15 protein-coding genes, 1 tRNA gene and 1 pseudogene are annotated in these 18791 nt (G+C 56.7%); 15 read left to right on the top strand and 2 right to left on the bottom strand.

From position 1 onward, the window contains the following. Positions 1 to 50 precede the first annotated feature (50 nt). The 4 genes and pseudogenes from thrS to rplT all read left to right on the top strand — a co-directional run bounded on the left by thrS (position 51) and on the right by rplT (position 3652). Entirely contained in the window at positions 51 to 1985 is a 1935-nt protein-coding gene (gene thrS, locus BEN48_RS00110) for a threonine--tRNA ligase (protein ID WP_070731742.1), read from the top strand. Between the two features lie 278 nt (positions 1986 to 2263). Next, a pseudogene (infC, locus tag BEN48_RS00105) lies at positions 2264 to 2821 on the top strand (translation initiation factor IF-3); the annotation flags it as partial. Positions 2822 to 3037: 216 nt separating this feature from the next. Further along, a complete protein-coding gene (rpmI, locus tag BEN48_RS00100; RefSeq protein WP_070731735.1) occupies positions 3038 to 3232 on the top strand; it encodes a 50S ribosomal protein L35 in 195 nt (64 codons plus the stop codon). Positions 3233 to 3307: 75 nt separating this feature from the next. After that, positions 3308 to 3652: a 50S ribosomal protein L20 gene (gene rplT, locus BEN48_RS00095; RefSeq protein ID WP_070728591.1), complete on the top strand. Its 345-nt coding sequence runs from the start codon at positions 3308 to 3310 to the stop codon at positions 3650 to 3652. A 196-nt stretch (positions 3653 to 3848) separates the two neighbouring features. Here the strand turns inward: rplT and BEN48_RS00090 are convergent. Further along, a tRNA-Met gene (locus BEN48_RS00090) sits at positions 3849 to 3922 on the bottom strand. 132 nt (positions 3923 to 4054) lie between these two features. On the opposite strand from BEN48_RS00090, the gene BEN48_RS00085 reads away from it, so the two are divergent. The 11 genes from BEN48_RS00085 (at position 4055) to BEN48_RS00035 (ending at position 14809) form a co-directional block, all read left to right on the top strand. Beyond that, positions 4055 to 4468, top strand: a complete 414-nt coding sequence (locus BEN48_RS00085; RefSeq protein ID WP_070731733.1) for an START-like domain-containing protein — start codon at positions 4055 to 4057, stop codon at positions 4466 to 4468. Between the two features lie 110 nt (positions 4469 to 4578). Next, on the top strand, positions 4579 to 6024 hold the full coding sequence (locus tag BEN48_RS00080) for an LptF/LptG family permease (RefSeq protein WP_070731732.1): 1446 nt from the start codon (positions 4579 to 4581) through the stop codon (positions 6022 to 6024). 146 nt (positions 6025 to 6170) lie between these two features. Continuing rightward, the gene (rpsO, locus tag BEN48_RS00075) at positions 6171 to 6446 is read left to right on the top strand and encodes a 30S ribosomal protein S15 (protein ID WP_035566361.1); all 276 of its coding nucleotides are present in this window, start codon (positions 6171 to 6173) and stop codon (positions 6444 to 6446) included. 201 nt (positions 6447 to 6647) lie between these two features. Continuing rightward, positions 6648 to 8819, top strand: coding sequence for a polyribonucleotide nucleotidyltransferase (pnp, locus tag BEN48_RS00070; RefSeq protein WP_070731730.1), 2172 nt, complete (start codon positions 6648 to 6650; stop codon positions 8817 to 8819). Positions 8820 to 8942: 123 nt separating this feature from the next. Next, positions 8943 to 9806 (top strand): sigma-70 family RNA polymerase sigma factor, encoded by an 864-nt coding sequence (locus tag BEN48_RS00065; RefSeq protein ID WP_035566352.1) that lies wholly within the window; start codon positions 8943 to 8945, stop codon positions 9804 to 9806. Positions 9807 to 9950: 144 nt separating this feature from the next. Further along, a complete protein-coding gene (trxB, locus tag BEN48_RS00060; RefSeq protein WP_070731729.1) occupies positions 9951 to 10886 on the top strand; it encodes a thioredoxin-disulfide reductase in 936 nt (311 codons plus the stop codon). A 130-nt stretch (positions 10887 to 11016) separates the two neighbouring features. After that, the gene (locus tag BEN48_RS19985) at positions 11017 to 12165 is read left to right on the top strand and encodes a M23 family metallopeptidase (RefSeq protein WP_317043655.1); all 1149 of its coding nucleotides are present in this window, start codon (positions 11017 to 11019) and stop codon (positions 12163 to 12165) included. Between the two features lie 117 nt (positions 12166 to 12282). After that, positions 12283 to 13002 (top strand): bacillithiol biosynthesis deacetylase BshB1, encoded by a 720-nt coding sequence (bshB1, locus tag BEN48_RS00050; protein WP_070731728.1) that lies wholly within the window; start codon positions 12283 to 12285, stop codon positions 13000 to 13002. 154 nt (positions 13003 to 13156) lie between these two features. Next, on the top strand, positions 13157 to 13594 hold the full coding sequence (parS, locus tag BEN48_RS00045) for a type II RES/Xre toxin-antitoxin system antitoxin (protein WP_083320604.1): 438 nt from the start codon (positions 13157 to 13159) through the stop codon (positions 13592 to 13594). A gap of 104 nt (positions 13595 to 13698) precedes the next feature. Then, positions 13699 to 14151, top strand: coding sequence for an RES family NAD+ phosphorylase (locus BEN48_RS00040; protein WP_070731727.1), 453 nt, complete (start codon positions 13699 to 13701; stop codon positions 14149 to 14151). Between the two features lie 232 nt (positions 14152 to 14383). Continuing rightward, the gene (locus tag BEN48_RS00035; RefSeq protein WP_070731726.1) at positions 14384 to 14809 is read left to right on the top strand and encodes a hypothetical protein; all 426 of its coding nucleotides are present in this window, start codon (positions 14384 to 14386) and stop codon (positions 14807 to 14809) included. Positions 14810 to 15174: 365 nt separating this feature from the next. On the opposite strand, the gene BEN48_RS00030 is transcribed toward BEN48_RS00035, so the two are convergent. Beyond that, positions 15175 to 18324 (bottom strand): T9SS-dependent M36 family metallopeptidase, encoded by a 3150-nt coding sequence (locus tag BEN48_RS00030; protein WP_083320603.1) that lies wholly within the window; start codon positions 18322 to 18324, stop codon positions 15175 to 15177. Positions 18325 to 18791: the final 467 nt, after the last annotated feature.

Raw genomic sequence — 18791 nt, 5'->3', positions numbered from 1 at the left:
GTGCTAACTTGCGCCTTGCTTTGCCCCCTGGGCGCATCATTCCCATTCTTATGCTCAATATTACCCTCCCCGACGGCTCGGTACGCCAGGTCGAGTCCGGCTCTACGGGCCACTCCTTGGCCAGCAGCATCAGCGAAGGCCTCGCCCGTAACGCCCTCGCCGTGCGCGTCAACGGCGAAGTGCGCGACCTTCACCGCCCCTTTACCGATGATGCCACCGTCGAAATCCTGACCTGGAACGACGAGTCCGGTAAATCAACGTATTGGCACTCCTCGGCTCACCTCATGGCCGAGGCGTTGGAAGTACTGTACCCCGGCGTGAAGCTGGCCATTGGCCCTGCCATCGAAAACGGTTTTTATTACGATGTGGACCTGGGCGAAGGCCGCAGCATTTCGAGCGAGGACTTCCCGGAAATCGAGAAAAAGATGCTGGAGCTGGCCAAAAACAAAAGCCGCTACGAACGCAAAGATGTTTCGAAGGCCGATGCCATTGCCTACTTCACCGAAAAGCAGGACCCCTACAAACTGGAGTTGATAGAAGGCCTCGAAGACGGCCAAATCACCTTCTATACCCAGGGTGGTTTCACCGACCTCTGCCGCGGCCCCCACATCCCCGACACCAGCACTATCAAGGCGGCCAAGCTCATGAACGTGGCCGGCGCCTACTGGCGCGGCGATGAGAAGAACAAGCAGCTCACGCGCCTCTACGGAATTACCTTTCCCAAGGCTAAGGACCTCACCGAGTACCTCGAACGCCTCGAAGAAGCCAAGCGCCGCGACCACCGCAAGCTGGGCAAAGAGCTGAAGCTGTTTGCTTTCTCTGAGAAAGTAGGAGCGGGCCTGCCCCTGTGGCTGCCTAAAGGCACGGCCCTGCGCGAGCGCCTCGAGCAGTTCCTTCGCAAGGCTCAGGTGAAAGCCGGCTACCAGCCCGTCGTCACGCCCCACATCGGCTCGAAAGAGCTGTACGTAACCAGCGGCCACTACGAGAAATACGGCGCGGACTCCTTTCAGCCCATCAAAACACCCAACCCCGGCGAGGAATTCTTCCTCAAGCCGATGAACTGCCCCCACCACTGCGAAATTTATAAAACCGAGCCCCGCAGCTACCGCGACCTACCCGTGCGCTACGCCGAGTTCGGTACCGTGTACCGCTACGAGCAGTCGGGCGAGCTGCACGGCCTCACCCGCGTGCGCGGCTTCACGCAGGACGATGCCCACATCTTCTGCCGCCCCGACCAGGTGAAGGAAGAGTTCAAGAAGGTGATTGACCTGGTGCTCTACGTCTTCAAAAACCTCGGTTTTGAAGATTACACGGCCCAAATCAGCCTGCGCGACCCCGAGAACAAGACCAAGTACATCGGCTCCGACGAAAACTGGGCCCTGGCCGAAAGCGCCATTCAGGAAGCCGCCGCCGAAAAAGGCCTGCCCACCGTTACCGAACTCGGCGAAGCTGCTTTCTACGGTCCCAAGCTCGACTTCATGGTGCGCGACGCCCTGGGCCGCCGCTGGCAGCTCGGCACCATTCAGGTCGATTACAACTTGCCTGAACGCTTCGACCTCGAGTATGTAGCCCCCGACAACACCAAGCAGCGCCCCGTAATGCTGCACCGCGCGCCCTTCGGCTCGCTGGAGCGCTTCGTGGCCGTGCTCATTGAGCACTGCGCCGGCAACTTCCCCCTGTGGCTCACGCCCGAGCAGTTCATCGTGCTGCCCATTTCCGACAAGTACATCGATTACGCCAACGAGGTGAAGGCCCAACTGGAGCAGCGCGAGCTGCGCGGCACCGTAGATGCCCGCGACGAGCGTATTGGCCGCAAAATCCGGGATGCCGAAATGGGCAAAATTCCTTACCTGCTGGTAGTAGGGGAGAAGGAGGCTCAGGATGACATCATTTCGGTGCGCAAGCACGGCGAAGGCGACTTGGGCTCCATGCCGCTTGATGCCTTCGTGAAAAGCGTGCAAAGCCAGATAGTAGAGGCTTATTAATTAAGCTAACAGCTGTAACAAAGAACGTCATGCTAGTCAAAGCCGAATCATCCTTACCGTTCAACTAATCCAAACACCAGGATTCAGTGTGGCGGTAGAAGTGCTCTGGCTTCGTTCGGCATGACGTTCTTTTTAGGTAGTCCTCGGAATTACAATATGGCCCCGCTTGTCTTTCCAATTATAAATGCCGATATTTGCCCCTTGATAACCAGGCCATACCCGGCCTAAAACGCCCAGAATCTCATTTCCCGCCACTTTTTTAGGAGGAGGACCATACCATAGCAGCCCCGAATCGTCGGTACGTGCCCCGCCAGCAGGTGGAAGAGCCGTTCAAAATCAACCAGAAAATCCTCGCGCGGGAAGTCCGCCTTGTTGGCGATAACGTCGAGCAAGGGGTGTACCCCACCGACCAAGCCCGGAAAATGGCCCAGGACCAGAATCTCGACCTCGTTGAGATTTCGCCCACGGCCACGCCTCCCGTTTGCCGCGTCATCGACTACTCGAAATTTAAGTACGAGCAGAAGAAGAAAACCCGCGAGCTTAAGGCCAAGCAGACCAAGGTCGTGCTCAAAGAAATTCGTTTCGGTCCCAACACCGACGAGCATGACTTTGCCTTTAAGGTGAAGCACGCCCAGGAATTCCTTCGCGAAGGTGCCAAAATCAAGAGCTACGTGCACTTTGTGGGCCGTAGCATTGTGTTCAAAGAGCGGGGTGAAATCCTGCTGCTCAAATTTGCTCAGGCCCTTGAGGACCTGGCCAAAGTAGAGCAGCTACCTAAGCTCGAAGGCAAGCGCATGTTCCTCTACCTCGCGCCTAAAGCCGCGGTAGTAGCCAAAGCTGCGGCCAAACCTGCCGCTGCGGCAGATGCCAAGCCTAAAGCCCCCAAGCCAGCTGCCGAGCCCAAAGCCGAAGCCACCGAACAGACCCCCGACCCGGCACCAGCACCCGCTGCTGACGCCGCCGAATAGATTTTACCCGGTTGAAGATGGCTTCCCGACCACCGGTCAGTCAGCAATCAACAATCAACAACCAACCCTCCAACACTTACTACAATGCCGAAAGTAAAGACGAAATCCGGTGCTAAGAAGCGCTTTGCGCTCACCGGAACGGGCAAGGTGAAGCGGAAGCACGCCTTCAAATCGCACATCCTCACCAAGAAGACGACCAAGCAGAAGCGTGGTTTGACCCACACCGGTCTTGTGAGCAGCGCCGACATGAACCGCGTGCGCCAGATGTTGAATTTCTAGTTTGTCATAAAAATTTCACCAGGCTTCCGGCTTTAAGACTTAACCCGTCGCCGGCTGCCAAAAACTCTCTAGGTTATGCCAAGAAGTGTCAACCATGTGGCCTCGCGCCACCGCCGCAAGAAAATCATGCGTTTGGCGAAAGGCTATTACGGCCGTCGCAAAAACGTGTGGACCGTTGCCAAGAACGCCGTTGAAAAAGGCCTCTTGTACGCCTACCGGGACCGTAAAGTAAAGAAGCGCGAATTCCGTGCTCTTTGGATTCAGCGTATCAACGCCGGTGCTCGTGAGCACGGCCTGTCGTACTCGCAGTTGATGGGCGGCCTGAAAAAGGCTGGCATCGAACTCAACCGCAAAGTGCTGGCTGATTTGGCCCTTAATCATCCTGCTGCTTTCAAAGGCATCGTGGAAAAGGCAAAATAGTTGCCTCTGTCCGTTAAAAACCAAGAAAACGTTGGCCTTTAGGGTCCAGCGTTTTCTTGGTTTTTAGCCCATGCTGGTTTGGAGGGGTTGGTTACCTGCTTCCTTCACTGCGATTGGAAGGACATCGTTCATTCAATTCCAATCCCACCAGACACAAAAAAACCGCTTCAGCATGTAGCCGAAACGGTTTCCGAAGTAGCGGGGACGAGAGTTGAACTCGTGACCTCAGGGTTATGAATCCTGTGCTCTAACCAACTGAGCTACCCCGCCGGGTTTTTTGTGGGTGCAAAGGTAACGCTACAAACAGCCCCGACGCAAGGTGCTGGGGTAAAAAATGCTGTATTTCTCCCTTGTGGCCGGTTCAACCCGTGGTTTGACCAAGCCCCTACGTTTCTAAATTTTATGGCTCTGCCTGATATCCAAGCAAAAACGCGCTTCTTGGTGGAATTCCCCATCAACGCTTCTCCCAAAATACTTTTTCCTTATCTGGCCACCGCTTCGGGCCTGTCGCAGTGGTTTTGTGACGATGTGCGGTATGTGGAAGGCCAACGCCTCAACTTTATCTGGGACCAGGAAAACCATTACGCCGAAATTTCGGGCCAGCGCTTGAACCGCGCCGTGCGCTTTGTTTTTCTAAGTGAAACCCGCCAGACGGTGGCCGACCCCAGCTTTTTGGAGTTCACCTTGGATTCCTCGCAGGTGACGGACGAAGTTTACCTACGGGTAATTGACTATTCGCCGTCCCAGGACAGCGACGAACAGCAGGAGATGTGGGAAAGCCTGGTGGCCAAGCTACGCGAGCAGGTAGGAGGGTAGGCACTATAGTGCATTCTGCTGCCCAAGCCGAGTGGTAACCCTGTACGGTACTATTTTGTCTTAACTCACGTTTCTGCGCTGGACGCTCACTCTGAGCCGGCGCCGTACTTATGCTTAAAAAGCTCGATAAGCTTATTTTAAAGGCCTTTGCTGGCCCCTTTTTGCTCACGTTTGCCGTGGTGCAGTTCATACTGCTCACCCACACGTTGCTTAAGTACCTCGATGACATCATTGGCAAGGACCTGGGCACCGGGGTGCTGTTGCAGCTGCTGTTCTTTTTCAGCGTGCTCATCGTGCCCATTTCGTTACCATTGGCCGTTTTGCTGTCTTCGCTGATGACCTATGGCAACCTGGGCGAGCACCACGAGCTTACGGCCATTAAGGCTTCGGGCATTGCGCTAACCCGTATTCTGCGGCCAGTCCTCCTAGTCACCATTGGCCTGGCGGTAGGGGCGTTCTGGTTCAATGAAACCATTGTGCCGCGGGCCAATTTGAAAGCGTACAGCCTGCTGTGGGATGTGCGGCAGCAAAAGCTGGCCCTCGATATCCGGGAAGGCGTTTTTTACAACGGGATTCCAGGCTACACCATCAAAGTGGATAGGAAAACGGGTGAAAACGGCGACCGGCTGCACGGGGTCATGATTTACGACCACACCCAGAAATCGGGCAATGCTACGGTTATTCTGGCCGATTCGGGCCGGATGTTTACCCGCTTTGGGGGGGCTTACCTGGGGCTGGAGTTGTTTCATGGTAATACCTACATCGAGCAACCCGACATGCAGAACCGGGCTGGCGCGTCGTTCACGCGCCAGGGGTTCGACCACAACCTGGTTACGTTTTCCCTGGCCTCCTTCGATTTGGGCCGGACGCAGGAAGAGCTGTTCTCCACCAACCGCATGATGCTAAACATCCCGCAGCTGCACAACGCGGCTGATTCGGTGCAGAAGCGCATGCTCATTGAGCAAAGCCAGGTGGTGCGCCAGACCAATGCGTATTTCAGCTTTCTGCGGTTTGATACCACGGGCCGGGCGGCCAACCGTAAAGTTGAGGGCTTGGTGGTGCCGGCATCTCTGCTGGCTCCGCCATCGGCCACCATCTTACAGCAGGCCGGCAACCGGGCCAATAACCTGCGGGCTTTCGCCAGCTCCACTGCTGAGCGCCTTGACGACTACGCCCGCAACTCGGCCATGTTCCGCATTGAGGTGTACCGCAAATACTCGCAGTCGGTGGCCGTGCTGCTCATGTTCCTGATTGGGGCGCCGCTGGGCGCCATCATTAAGAAAGGAGGCCTGGGCGTGCCTATACTGGTTTCTATTATGTTTTTCATCATTTACTACGTGCTCAGCATCATGGGCGAGAAGTACGGCCGCGAGTTTGTGATGCCGGTGGGCATTGGCATGTGGATGTCAAACCTACTGTTGCTGCCTGCGGGGCTCTTTTTCCTTTACCAAGCCTACAACGACTCGGGCCTGCTGGAACTGGATTTCTGGCGGCGCCTGCCCCAGCGCATGGGAATTCCTGGTTTGCGAAAAATAACGCAGCCGGTAAAAGAATAGCGCTACTGCGAGATGCTGAAGAATCCGGCTTTCGCGCTTTTATCCTGTTCTAAAATTGCGTACCTTTGCGGCACCCCAATGTGTGGGGTATCAAATCAACATTTTTTACATTTTTAAATCTAAGACGGGGTAATACCTATCAGCCGATGATTCTAACTACAGACGCAAAACAGGCCATCTTCGAAAAGAACAGCCTGCAAAAAGTAAAAACCGATACCGGTTCGGCCGAGTCGCAAATCGCACTCTTCACCCACCGCATTACCCACCTCACCGAACACCTGAAGGTGAACAAGAAGGACCACAGCACCCGCCTGGGCCTTTTGAAGCTGGTAGGTAAGCGTCGCAGCATGTTGGACTACCTGCAGCACCGCGAAATCAACCGCTACCGTGCCATTATCAAGGAGCTGGGCATCCGTAAGTAAGTCCAGAATCTGAGAGTAGGGAGCCTTCCAACGAAGGTTCCCTACTCTTTTTTTGTTCGGGTCGGTTTTGCACCGAGGCTGGCCCGTAGCAATGTTTTGCATCGGTGCACCGTTGTGTTTAATACTCTGAGTAACGAGGGTCTCTATGGCGCTCGTTTTTGGCTGCTCGCCCGCTGTCGCTTTTCCAAGCAAATCCCGCTGATGTCCCAACCCCACGCCATTACCAAGTCTCTAGCGCTGCCCGACGGCCGTGTTATCACCATTGAAACCGGCCGCCTGGCCAAATTCGCCGACGGTGCGGTCGTGGTTCGCCTCGGCGATACCATGCTGCTTGCCACGGTGGTTTCGGCCCCCAGCCAGCGCGACGGCGTTGACTTCCTGCCCCTGTCGGTGGACTACCAGGAGAAATTCGGTTCGGCTGGCAAGATTCCCGGCTCGTTTCAGCGCCGCGAAGGCCGCCTGAGCGACCATGAAATCCTGATTTGCCGCCTCGTTGACCGCATCCTGCGGCCGATGTTCCCCAAGGACTACCACTACGAAGTGCAGGTGATGATTACCCTCATCTCGGCCGATAAAGAAGTACAGCCTGATGCGCTGGCCGCTTTGGCTGCCTCGGCTGCCTTGTCTATTTCCGACATACCGTTTGCTGGCCCGATTTCCGAAGTGCGCGTGGCGCGCATCGACGGCCAGTTCCAGATTAACCCCAAAACCTCCGACCTGGCCCGTGCCGACATGGACCTCATGGTGGGCGCTACCGCCGATTCCGTGGCCATGGTGGAAGGTGCCATGAAGGAAGTGAGCGAAGAGGAAATGGTGGAAGCCATTGCTTTCGGCCACGAAGCCATTAAGGCCCAGTGCCAGCTGCAGAAGGACCTGGCTGAGGCCGTGGGCCGCACTGCCGACTCGCCCACCCGCGAGTACCCCAAGTACGAGGAGAACGAAGAGCTGAAGAAGACCATTCTGGACGCCGTGTACCAGGGTGCCTACGACGTAGCCCGCAGCGGCAACACCAGCAAAGGCGGCCGTAAGGAAGGCTTTGGCAAGGTGAAAAAGGCTGTACTGGAGCAGCAGCTGGCCCTGAATGCAGAGCTGGACATGAAGATGTTCAGCCGTTATTACGGCTCGGCTGAGAAGAAGGCCATCCGCGACATGATGGTGAAGGAGCGGGTGCGCCTTGACGGCCGCCAGCTCACCGAAATCCGTCCTATCTGGGCGGAAATCAACTACCTGCCCGGTGCCCATGGCTCGGCCATTTTCACCCGCGGCGAAACCCAGAGCCTGACCACGGCCACGCTGGGCACCAAGCTCGACGAGCAGATTGTGGACCAGCCGCTGAGCAAGGGCTACTCGAAATTCATGCTGCACTACAACTTCCCCGGTTTCTCAACCGGCGAAGTGAAGCCAAACCGTGGCGCTGGTCGTCGCGAAATCGGCCACGGTAACCTGGCCCTGCGCTCGCTGAAGCAAGTGCTGCCCCCCGAAGACGAGAATCCTTACACCATCCGCATTGTGTCGGACATCCTGGAGTCGAACGGCTCTAGCTCGATGGCCACCGTTTGCGCTGGTTCGCTGGCGCTCATGGACGCGGGTGTAAAAATCACGGGTGCCGTTTCGGGTATCGCCATGGGTTTGGTGCAGGATAAGGAAACCGGCGAATATGCCGTACTGAGTGATATTCTCGGCGACGAAGACCACCTCGGCGACATGGACTTTAAAGTTACCGGTACGGAGAAAGGCATTTGCGCCTGCCAGATGGACATCAAAATCCAGGGCCTGAGCAATGAGATTCTGACTGCCGCGCTGCACCAGGCCCGCGAAGGCCGCCTGCACATCCTGGGCGAAATGGCCAAGACCATTGCCGCGCCAGCTGCTGAGCTGAAGCCTCATACGCCGCGCTCGCACAAAATGCTGATTGACAAAGAGTTCATCGGTGCCATTATCGGCCCGGGCGGCAAGGTTATTCAGCAAATCCAGAAGGATACCAACGCCACGGTCATCATCGAGGAAAAGGACGAGAAAGGTCACGTGAGCATTTACGCGGCCAACCAGGACGACATGCAGGGCGCCATCGACCGCATCCGGGCCATTGCGGCCCAGCCCGAAGTGGGCGAGGTGTACAAAGGCAAGGTGCGCAGCATTCAGCCCTACGGTGCGTTTGTGGAAATCATGCCGGGCAAAGACGGCCTGCTGCACATCTCGGAGGTGACGCACGAACGGATTCAGACCTTGGAAGGGTTGTTGGAAGTGGGCCAGGACATTGACGTGAAACTGGTGGAAATCGATAAGAAAACGGGCAAGTACCGGCTCTCGCGCAAGGTGCTGCTGCCCAAGCCGGAAACGGCCGCGGCCAGCAACGGCGAAGCGCAGGCTTAGTCCGGCACCGGAGTCCCGAACTAATGTCGGAGGGAGCCTGTTGGCTTCCTCTGACTTAGGGACCGGCCGGGTGGCTTTTTCTTACGTATAACCCCATCAGATATCGTTCTTACCTAGTCCCCAATGAGACAGCTAAAAATTAGTAAGCAGATTACCAACCGCGAAAGCCAGTCGCTGGACAAGTACCTCCAGGAGATTGGCAAGGTTGATTTGCTCACGCCCGACGAGGAAGTGACGCTTGCGCAGCGCATCCGCGACGGAGACCAGCAAGCGCTGGAGAAGTTGACCAAAGCCAACCTGCGTTTCGTGGTGTCGGTAGCCAAGCAGTACCAGAACCAGGGCCTGTCGCTGGGCGACCTCATCAACGAGGGCAACCTGGGCCTTATCAAAGCCGCCAAGCGCTTTGACGAAACCCGTGGTTTTAAATTTATCTCCTACGCCGTGTGGTGGATTCGTCAGTCCATTCTGCAGGCCCTGGCCGAGCAGAGCCGCATTGTGCGCCTGCCTCTGAACCGCGTGGGTTCGCTGAATAAAATCAGCAAATCCTTCTCGGAGTTGGAACAGAAGTTCGAGCGCGAGCCCTCGCCCGAGGAAATTGCCGAAGTGCTGGAGCTCACTACTTCCGAAGTAGTGGACACCCTGAAAATCTCGGGTCGCCACGTATCGGTGGATGCTCCGTTTGTGCAGGGCGAAGAAAACCGCTTGCTCGACGTGCTCGAAAACGAGGACGAGGAGTCGCCGGACATGGCCCTGATGAACGACTCGCTCCGCAAGGAGGTGCAGCGCGCCCTTAGCACGCTCACCAAGCGCGAGGCGGATGTTATCACCTTGTACTTTGGGTTGAACGGCGAAGCCGCCTTGACCTTGGAGGAAATCGGTGAGAAGTTTAACCTGACCCGCGAGCGGGTGCGTCAGATTAAGGAGAAGGCCATTCGCCGCCTGCGCCACACTTCGCGCTCGAAAGCCCTGAAGCCTTATCTCGGCTAATCAATTAGTTTTGCAGAATAAGAAACCCCGACCGTCAGGTTGGGGTTTTTTGTACAACTTGTGCGGTAAGCTGTAGCTTGCCGTGAGACTTCTATTTTGTAAATCACATTCAAGACGACAAGCTGTAGCTTGCCTCACACTGCAATGTCTGAACACATTAAATGCCTGATTATAGGCTCTGGCCCTGCTGGTTACACTGCTGCTATCTACGCGGCGCGCGCTAACATGGCACCCGTTATGTACATGGGCCTGCAGCCCGGTGGCCAGCTCACCATCACCAACGACGTGGAGAACTTCCCCGGCTACGCCGATGGCGTGATGGGCCCCGAGATGATGGAAGACCTGAAAAAGCAAGCCACCCGCTTTGGCACTGACATCCGCTATGGCATAGCCACAGCGGTAGATTTCACGGTAACGCCGCGTAAAATCACCATTGACGAAACGCTGGAACTGACGGCAGATACCGTCATTATAGCCACCGGTGCTTCGGCTAAATGGCTGGGCATTCCGTCGGAGGCGCGGCTCAATGGCTCGGGCGTATCGGCCTGTGCCGTGTGCGACGGATTCTTCTACCGGGGCCAGGAAGTGGCCATCGTTGGCGCCGGCGACACGGCCGCGGAGGAGGCCACGTACCTGGCCAACCTGTGCAGCAAGGTGACCATGATAGTGCGTAAGGGCGAGATGAAAGCCTCTAAAATCATGCAGAAGCGTGTATTGGACAACCCCAAGATTGAGGTGCTGTTTGATACCGTCACGGATGAGATTCTGGGGGAGCATGCCGTGGAAGGCGTGCGGGTGAAAAACCTGCTGACGCAGGAAACGCGTGAAATAGCCCTCACCGGCTTTTTTGTAGCCATTGGGCACGAGCCTAACTCGAAGATTTTTCAGCCCTACCTGACCCACGACGAGCAGGGTTACCTGAAAACCATTCCCGGCACAAGCAAGACCAACATCGACGGCGTATTTGCCTGCGGCGACGTGCAGGACTATACCTACCGGCAGGCCGTAACGGCAGCTGGCACGGGCTGCATGGCAGCTCTGGACGCGGAACGCTATTTAGCAGCGTTAGGCGTACACTAAAATCCCTGAATTGGCGTGTTAGGAAAGAAGAGCTTAGCAGCTCGTCTTATCTGACTTCTTTATTTAGACTGAACGGCACGTGGGCGGGAACTGATAGGTTCCGCGCCCACGGCCTTATTCCTGTTCGCTTTTGACTTTACTGAAAACAACAACCTGGCGGCCGGTTCTGCTGCTGCTGGCACTATTGCTGGTGCTGGCGGGCCTCAATCCGGTCCAGGCGCAGCGCCGCAATGCGCCGCGCACCAAAGCCCGGGCCGGTACCACTAACGGCAACTCGGACTTTTTCCGGGCTAAAACGCCCAAGATGCGCTACGTGCGCCCCGATACTACCACCGTTATTGAAACGGAAGAATTGCCCGATGATGGCTCGGACGCGGCCAAATCCATCTTCTTTAATCCGGCCAAAAAGCTCAGCATTGTAAGCGAGGACACGTCGCGCCTGAACGAAGGCGGGCAAAGAATCGTGGAAATGTCAGAGGAAGTGCTCATTGACTCGTCGTGGGTGAAGGTGGCGGGCTACTATTCCATCTGGGACACGCACAGCGTGAACCCTTATCGGGTGGACGGCCGCAGCTACCGCGACTCGCTCAAACTGCAACTGGTGGACGAGCCACGGCAGCGCTACGCCAAAATGCCCTTGGTTACCACGCCCGTTACGTCGGCGTTTGCCTTCCGGGGCTACCGCTGGCACTACGGCATGGACCTGGACCTGGCCACCGGCGATTCGGTGAAATCGGCCTATGACGGGGTGGTGCGCATCAGTGCCTGGGACGGTGGCGGCTACGGCAATTACGTGCTGGTGCGGCACTACAATGGCCTTGAAACCATCTACGGCCACATGAGTAAATCGCTGGTGAAAGTGGGCACGTTTGTGAAAGCGGGGCAGCTCATCGGTTACGGAGGCAGCACGGGGCGCAGTACCGGCTCGCACTTGCATTTTGAGGTGCGTTACCAGGGCAACCCCATTGACCCGGCGTTGATTTACGACTTTCCCGGCTACAAGCTGCGCCAGGATAATTTCACCATTACCTCCCAACTCTTCAACTACTACAGCCGGGCCGTGGGGCACCGTAGCAGCAGCCGGAGCAGTAGCAGCCGGGGCAGTGGTGGCAGCAAAAGTAGCCCATCCCGCGCGCGGCAGGTAGTGAACCACACGGTCCGGTCCGGTGATACGCTCTCCGAAGTGGCCGAAAAATACGGTGTGGGGCTTAGCACCCTGAAGCGACTAAATCCTGGGGTGAAGACCTTGCAGCCCGGTCGCAAGCTCCGGGTGAAGTAGCCTTTATTCGTCCGCACAGTCCTTGCACGGTATGTGCTGCCCGGTTAGCCTACTTATCCCAGGCATGCTTCGCTTTTTTGTGTTCAGAGACAATCTATTATCAACAACCCATCTCATATGAAACTTGATATTCTGGCCCTGGGCGCGCACCCCGACGATGTGGAGATGTCGTGCTCCGGAACCATGCTGGCGGCTGCCGCCGCAGGCAAGAAAATTGGGATAGTGGATTTCACGCGGGGGGAGCTGGGTACCCGTGGCACCCCGGCCACCCGGGCTGCCGAGGCCGCCGCGGCCAGCCGGGTGCTGGGCCTGAGCGCGCGGGAAAACCTGGGCCTGCCCGATGGCTTCTTTCGCAACGACCGGGAGCATCAGCTGCCGCTCATTGCCGCCATTCGGCGCTACCAGCCCGAAGTAGTGCTTTGCAATGCCATTCATGACCGGCACCCCGACCATGGCCGGGGTGCCCAACTGGCTACCGATGCCTGCTTTCTGGCGGGCTTGCGGATGATAGAGACCTTGGGCCCTGACGGGCAGCCGCAGGCGCCGTGGCGGCCCAAAACTGTGTACCACTACATTCAGGACCGGGCTATTGTGCCTGCGTTTGTGGTGGACATTTCGGCGCATTGGCCGGGCAAGTGGGCTTCCATTCAGGCCTACGGGACGCAGTTTTTCAACCCCAGCCTCGACGGGCCTACTACTTATCTATCCAGCGAGGAGTTTTCCAAGTTTTTGGAAGCCCGGGCCCGCGAATTTGGTCACATGATAGGAGTGGAGTTTGGCGAGGGATTTACGGTGCACCGGCCGGTGGGCGTGCGCGACGTGACGACGCTGCTATAAACTCAGCTGCTTGTTCAACTGACAGCAGTGCCCGGCGCGCGACGGAACTGCGGAGGCAAACGGAAGCGGTTGGGGTGATGGAACAAAGCGGAATATTTTCCCGTTATTAGGGAAAATATTCCCATCTTTGGGGATGTGTATTTCGCTTGTCCTTATGGCCACTGCTGCTCCTTCTGCTGTATATACCCCCGCCCTGCTTGGGCTGCAAGCCACTGTGGCCGATTCCTTTGCTTTGGTGATGAAGGCGCGCGACGGCGTATTGGCCAAAACGGCCTTTGATGTGGCGGCCCTGCTGCAGTTCAGCGCCGATGAGCTGGCCGACCTGCTGCACACTACCACCAAAACGCTGCGCACGTACCGCCAGGGGAAGAAAACACTGGGGCCTGCCGCCAGCGAGCAGGTGCTGAAGCTGCTGGCGCTGGCCCGCCACGGCGAGGAAGTGTTTGGCAGTCAACCCGCCTTCCGCCGTTGGCTTGATAAGCCGGCCTATGGTCTTGACAACCAAGCCCCGCTGGCCCTGCTCGAAACCAGCGGCGGTATCGACCTGGTGGCTGATGAGATTGACCGCATTGCCCACGGTGACTTCGCCTGATTTCAGCTATCGGTTTCAGCTGTTCGTTTCCAATTGCCAGAACATTAGGGGAAAGGGGGCAGCAGCGCCTGACAACGGAGCACAAGCAACTGACAATCAACCCCGTGGAAATCTACCGCATCTGCCTGGCCAAGTATGCCGATGAGCTAGTGGCATCCGGCAATCCCGGCCGCTGGAACCTGCGCGGCCAGTTGGTTATCTACGCCGCGGGCAGCCGCGCCCTGGCCTGCCTCGAAAACGTGGTGCATCGCAGCGGCGAGGGCCTAAACAGCCGGTTTAAAGTCATACGAATTGAGGTGCCCGACACGATGGTAATCGAAGAGTTGACGCTGGACCAGATGCCCCCCGAATGGCAGCTGCCGCGCCATTATGCCCGCTGCCAGCCGCTGGGGGCCGCCTGGTACCAGCGCCGGACAGCGGCCATCCTGCGGGTGCCGTCCTCCATTATTGCCCACGAGCACAACTACGTGCTCAACACCCGCCACCCGGACTTTGGCCAAATCCGTATTATGGGCTGGGAGGATTTTGAATTTGACCCGCGTATCAAGAACGACTGATCAGGGAGCAAGCCTGAAGGGCTACCCAGAAAATATCGGCTAAGTGACGGCGCCAATTGAATGATGGCGAATCAGTATGCGCTGCAAAAGCGGGGAGCATGCGAAACTCGGGGCAAGCGGCGGTACCGTCCATTTAGCCCACTCGATAATAGTTCGGGAATCCTCTCAAAGTACTATTGGTCCTTAGAGGACTAAGGCAGTGGCATTCTTTTGAAAAAAATAACCCCGAACCATGAGCAATGATTTTATTCGCAACGGATTTATAATCTCCGGACTGGTCAATATTCTTGCCGTGCTGTTCCTGTCGCGTGCCTTCACGAATGCAGCCATTCCCGAAACCGACCCCGTGGTGATGTCCAACTTTGGTTTGCTGATGATTGCCGTTTGGGGGCTGGTTTTTCTGGCGGTGGCTTCACGCTACCAGTACGTGAAGTGGGTAGTGGGTGCTTTCGTGGTTGAAAAGCTGGTGTATGCCGTGGTGTGGTTCCGGTGGATTACGACCCACAATGTGGCCGCAGTATATGCCAAAGACGCATTCGCCGGAATTTTCTATTCGGTTTATGGGCTGAACGACTTCCTTTTCTTTCTCTTTTTCGCGGCGGTGTTTTACCAACTCCACCGGCTGGAAGCAAACCAGCAGAAGGAAGCGCTGAGCTAATGACCTGCTCGTTCCGCACCGCGCATTAAAGCCCATGCAAATGCTTCATAGGCTAGATAATGGACAGATGCGGAGCCAATCACAAGCGGGTGCTGGCACTCCCGTTCTGTAACAGACCAGCAAGTCCTCCGTGACAAGCAGGAGAGCGGCGCGCACAACGGGTAGCTGGAGCCCTACCCGATGTGGTATCGAAAACCCTGAGCGCAAAGCACAAGAGCTGAGCTACGTGCCGGCACTCGATTACCTCCGGAATTGGGTGCCGGCACGTGGCTCAGGCTTTTGGGAATGAACAAGAAAGCAACCACAAAAAAAACCGGGGTCGTGCACTGCACGACCCCGGTTTTTAGAAAACGCGCTGATTATATCTAATCATTGAACTGGACGCGGGTGAACTGGTTGCCCTCGCCCGTGATGAGACGCACGATGTAGAGCTGGCCCGTCAGGCGGCCTTTGTTGAACTGGTGGCTGATGCGCTGGCCGGCTTCGCCGTAGCCTTCGCCCAATACCGCTACCACAGCACCCTGCATGTTGCGCACTTCCAGGCGGTAAGTGCCAGCCTTGCGCATCGAGAAGGAAATTGCCGTGGACGATACCGCAGGGTTGGGGGCGCTGGTCAGCTTGCTGTCCGCATCGGCATTCTGGTTGGCAAAAGAGTCGCCCGAGGGAACAACATCGCACTCGCCCAGCATATCGCCGTGCTTCAAGTGGTTTTGCACGTCGCTCTGCTTCAAGCACTTGGTGTCTTTGCCGTCGTGGCATACCAACACTTTGTCGTTGGCTGGGCCACAGCGCACATCCACTACCGTGATGGTCACCGATTCCGAAGCACTGCAGTTGTCGCCGTTAACCGACGTTACGGTCAGCTTGTAGACACCAGGGGCCAAAGGCGTGAACACGGGGTTCGGAATGTTGGGGTTGCTCAAGCCAGCGGCGGGGCTCCAGGTGTAGCTCACCATGCCCGTGCTGCTGTTGGCCTGCAGTTGCACGCTCTGTGGACCGTAGCCCTTGTAGATGGTCGTTACCGGGCCATTGGTCTGCACGCTCGACGTAGGCGTCACCGTGATAACCGGGGCGGCGCAGGCGTAGATGGGGGGCATATCAAATGCCTCAACCTGGTCAGAACGGTTGGTGTTCAGACCCTGGCTGGCGCTGAAGCCCAAGCCGCGCTTGGCAAAGGCTTTCCAAATCAACTGCTGGTTGGCACCGGCGTAGTTGGCGCGGTCGGCGGCCAGAATGGCGTTGCGGGCATCCACAAAACCAGGGCGGCAAACCTGCATCTTCAGGCCGTCGATGACCAGTTGCATGGCCATGTTGTTGCCGGCTTTACCGGTGTACAGGTTGGCGTCGAAGCCATACTTGTCAACCAAAGCCCAGTTCAGGTCCCAGAGCATGGTAGCCCACACAAAGCCAATGCCGTGGGGCTGCGTGAGCACGGGGTTGTTGGTAGCGCCGTAGGTGAAGCTGTTCACCGCAAAGTCGGTGCTGTAGGGAGAAGGACGAATGCCGCGGCCCGAAGTAGGCTGATTTTGTACATACGTGCCAATGCCGCGGGGCTTCACGCTGGTGTCGCCGGCTTTCATGGTCAGCATCAGGCCGAACCAGTCGCTCCAGCCCTCACCGCCCTGTTCGGCGTTGTTGAGGCAGCTGGAGTTGCCGGGGCCACCCGTGAGGCGGATCGAAATACCGTGTCCGTATTCGTGGGCAATAATGCCGTTGTCGAAGTCGCCGTCGAGCTCGGGCAGACCGCCGCTGTTCTTCAGCACCACGTCAACCTGCGTCGAGGCATCGAGCTGCTGGCGGATAAGCTGGCCAGCTTCCATGCTAATCATAACGGCCGGAATGGTGATGGCCGGCGTTGGGTTGGTGGGGGTGCCGCCCATGGCAATGGGGTCGCCGGGGGCGTTGTTGATTACAACCACCGCCGAAGCGCCAGCCGATTGGGCGTTCTGCACTTTGTCGGCAAAGGAGCAGTTGCCACGGTACACCACGGCAATGTTGCCGCTGATGGCGGGGGCGTTGGTATAAGTGCCGCAGCCTTCCTCGCTAATGCCGGGCGAAGCAGGGGGAGTGGACTGCGCCAACACCAGCTTGCCCAAGAAGGCAGTAGAGGTGATGGGCTTGCTGAAAGACGCCTCGCGAGCCTTGTACGTACCGGCAATGCTGGCCGGGGCCGTCACGCGGAACAGTTCAGGGTCGGGCAGGCCGCTCCACAGGTACATCTGCATGCGGGGAGCCTGGCCGTCGGTGGGGGTAGCAAAGTTGGCGTTGTTGCGCGTGGCAGCCACGTTGCGGCTATCCTGCGATTCGGCCATTACCTGGTCGCCGCCCAAGCCTTGCAAGGCGTTGGGGTTGGTCATCTGGAAGTTACCGCTCACTTCATCGAAGCCGTACTGGTACCAAATGTCGTGCATGATGTTGCTCATGTAAAACAGGTTGGTGGTAGCAGCATCCTTGTAGGTTACCGGCTGCTTCGTGAAGTCAACTGGGAAGTTGAAGAGCATCGAAGGGCCGGCGTCGGGGCTGGAGCCGGGAGCCGGAGCGTTGAGGTTGTCCGGGTCCTCATAGGCATACACGTTGTTGCCGCGCGTGATGGAGAACGTAGTGCCGGGCAGGATGCTGTTCCAGCCCATGGGCGATGCCTTGCCATCGGCCACCGACGAGCTCACAAAACTGCGTGCTCCGTGCGTTGGCGTTTCGGTAGGCACAGCGAATACATTAAATGCATTCGTGGTTGGGTTGGCGGCTACCGAGGAGAACGAAAACGGCGCGGCTACGGGAGCAACGTCGGCGTGCATGCCGGCGGCGTGCAAGGAATGGCCACCGGGACCGTCATTTTCGAAGTTGCACTCTACAACCAGGTTGTCTTTGTCGAGCACTGCGCCCGTGCCGGCGTCAATCCGCACATTCCACCAGTTGCGCGCATCCATCTCGTAGATGGAAACTTCCCAGGCCAGGGCCAGGCCACCATCGGCAATGGGCTGGTACACCAGCCGTGCGGAAATAGGGCGCAAAGAAATGCCGCCCGTTGAGAACGTGGCGGCGCGATTCAGGCCACGGCTCTGTGCCGTGTAAGTAAGAGGGGCTTTCAGCGACAGGTTGAGCGACTTGGCTACTGCAACCACTGCGGCTTGGGCATCCAGCTTGGGCTGCTTAGCCTTGGCTTTCTTGGTAACGTCCTTCTGGAAGCGGTTGCCCAGGTTAACAAACTGGCCATCTTTGCCCACATGGACGTTGGTAATGGCACCAAAAATTTCAATGCCCTGGTAGCGCTGCTGGAGGTAGTAGTGCTTCAGGCCATTGTTCTTGCTTTCGCTCTGACTGCTGAGTACTACATCCGCAATGTCTTCATTGGACAACTGCAGCGCTTTCTGGTTTTTCTTGAGGTATTCAAGCGCCACTTGTGGAACCTGACCCTTGTCGAAACTACCACTGCTCTGGCCGAAGGCGGCCAAGTTTCCGGCCAGCAATCCCGACACCAGCACAGTCCGGGTTGCTTTAAGTAATGTTTTCCTCATTGACTTACTTGTAAAATGTAGGTAACAAATGACTCAATGAAACTCAGGTGTGAATTTCATTATGCAAAGGTACGTTAAACAGATGCCCCATGGATTTGACTATTATGAATTTATTAATCAAACATGGCTATACGGACAAAGATGATGTATTTAATTTGTTTTAACACTCTTTAAAATGCCGATTTATGTCAAAATAAACCTTTTGATTAACAAATAAACATTGATAAAAGTAGGCATTTAATATGATTAATTGAATTTTATTTATTTTTGATGAATTTAATCATGTAATAAAATTCATGATTAAATTATATACTTTTTCACAATGCATCCCTTATTAATCTAACTTCATCCCCGTGATGTGGAATGCCATTACCACTTTCCATGGGGTTGCGTCCCGCCGTCCCGGATGAAATACCTTTAAGCCCAACCGGCCCTCTGCGTCATCAGAAATTTCTGATGCGCAGAGG

Origin of the sequence: Hymenobacter glacialis, assembly GCF_001816165.1 — a bacterium.
Taxonomy (GTDB): domain Bacteria; phylum Bacteroidota; class Bacteroidia; order Cytophagales; family Hymenobacteraceae; genus Hymenobacter; species Hymenobacter glacialis.
The sequence above is the reverse complement of the archived record's forward strand: the minus strand, read 5'-3'. Positions and strand labels throughout refer to the sequence as shown.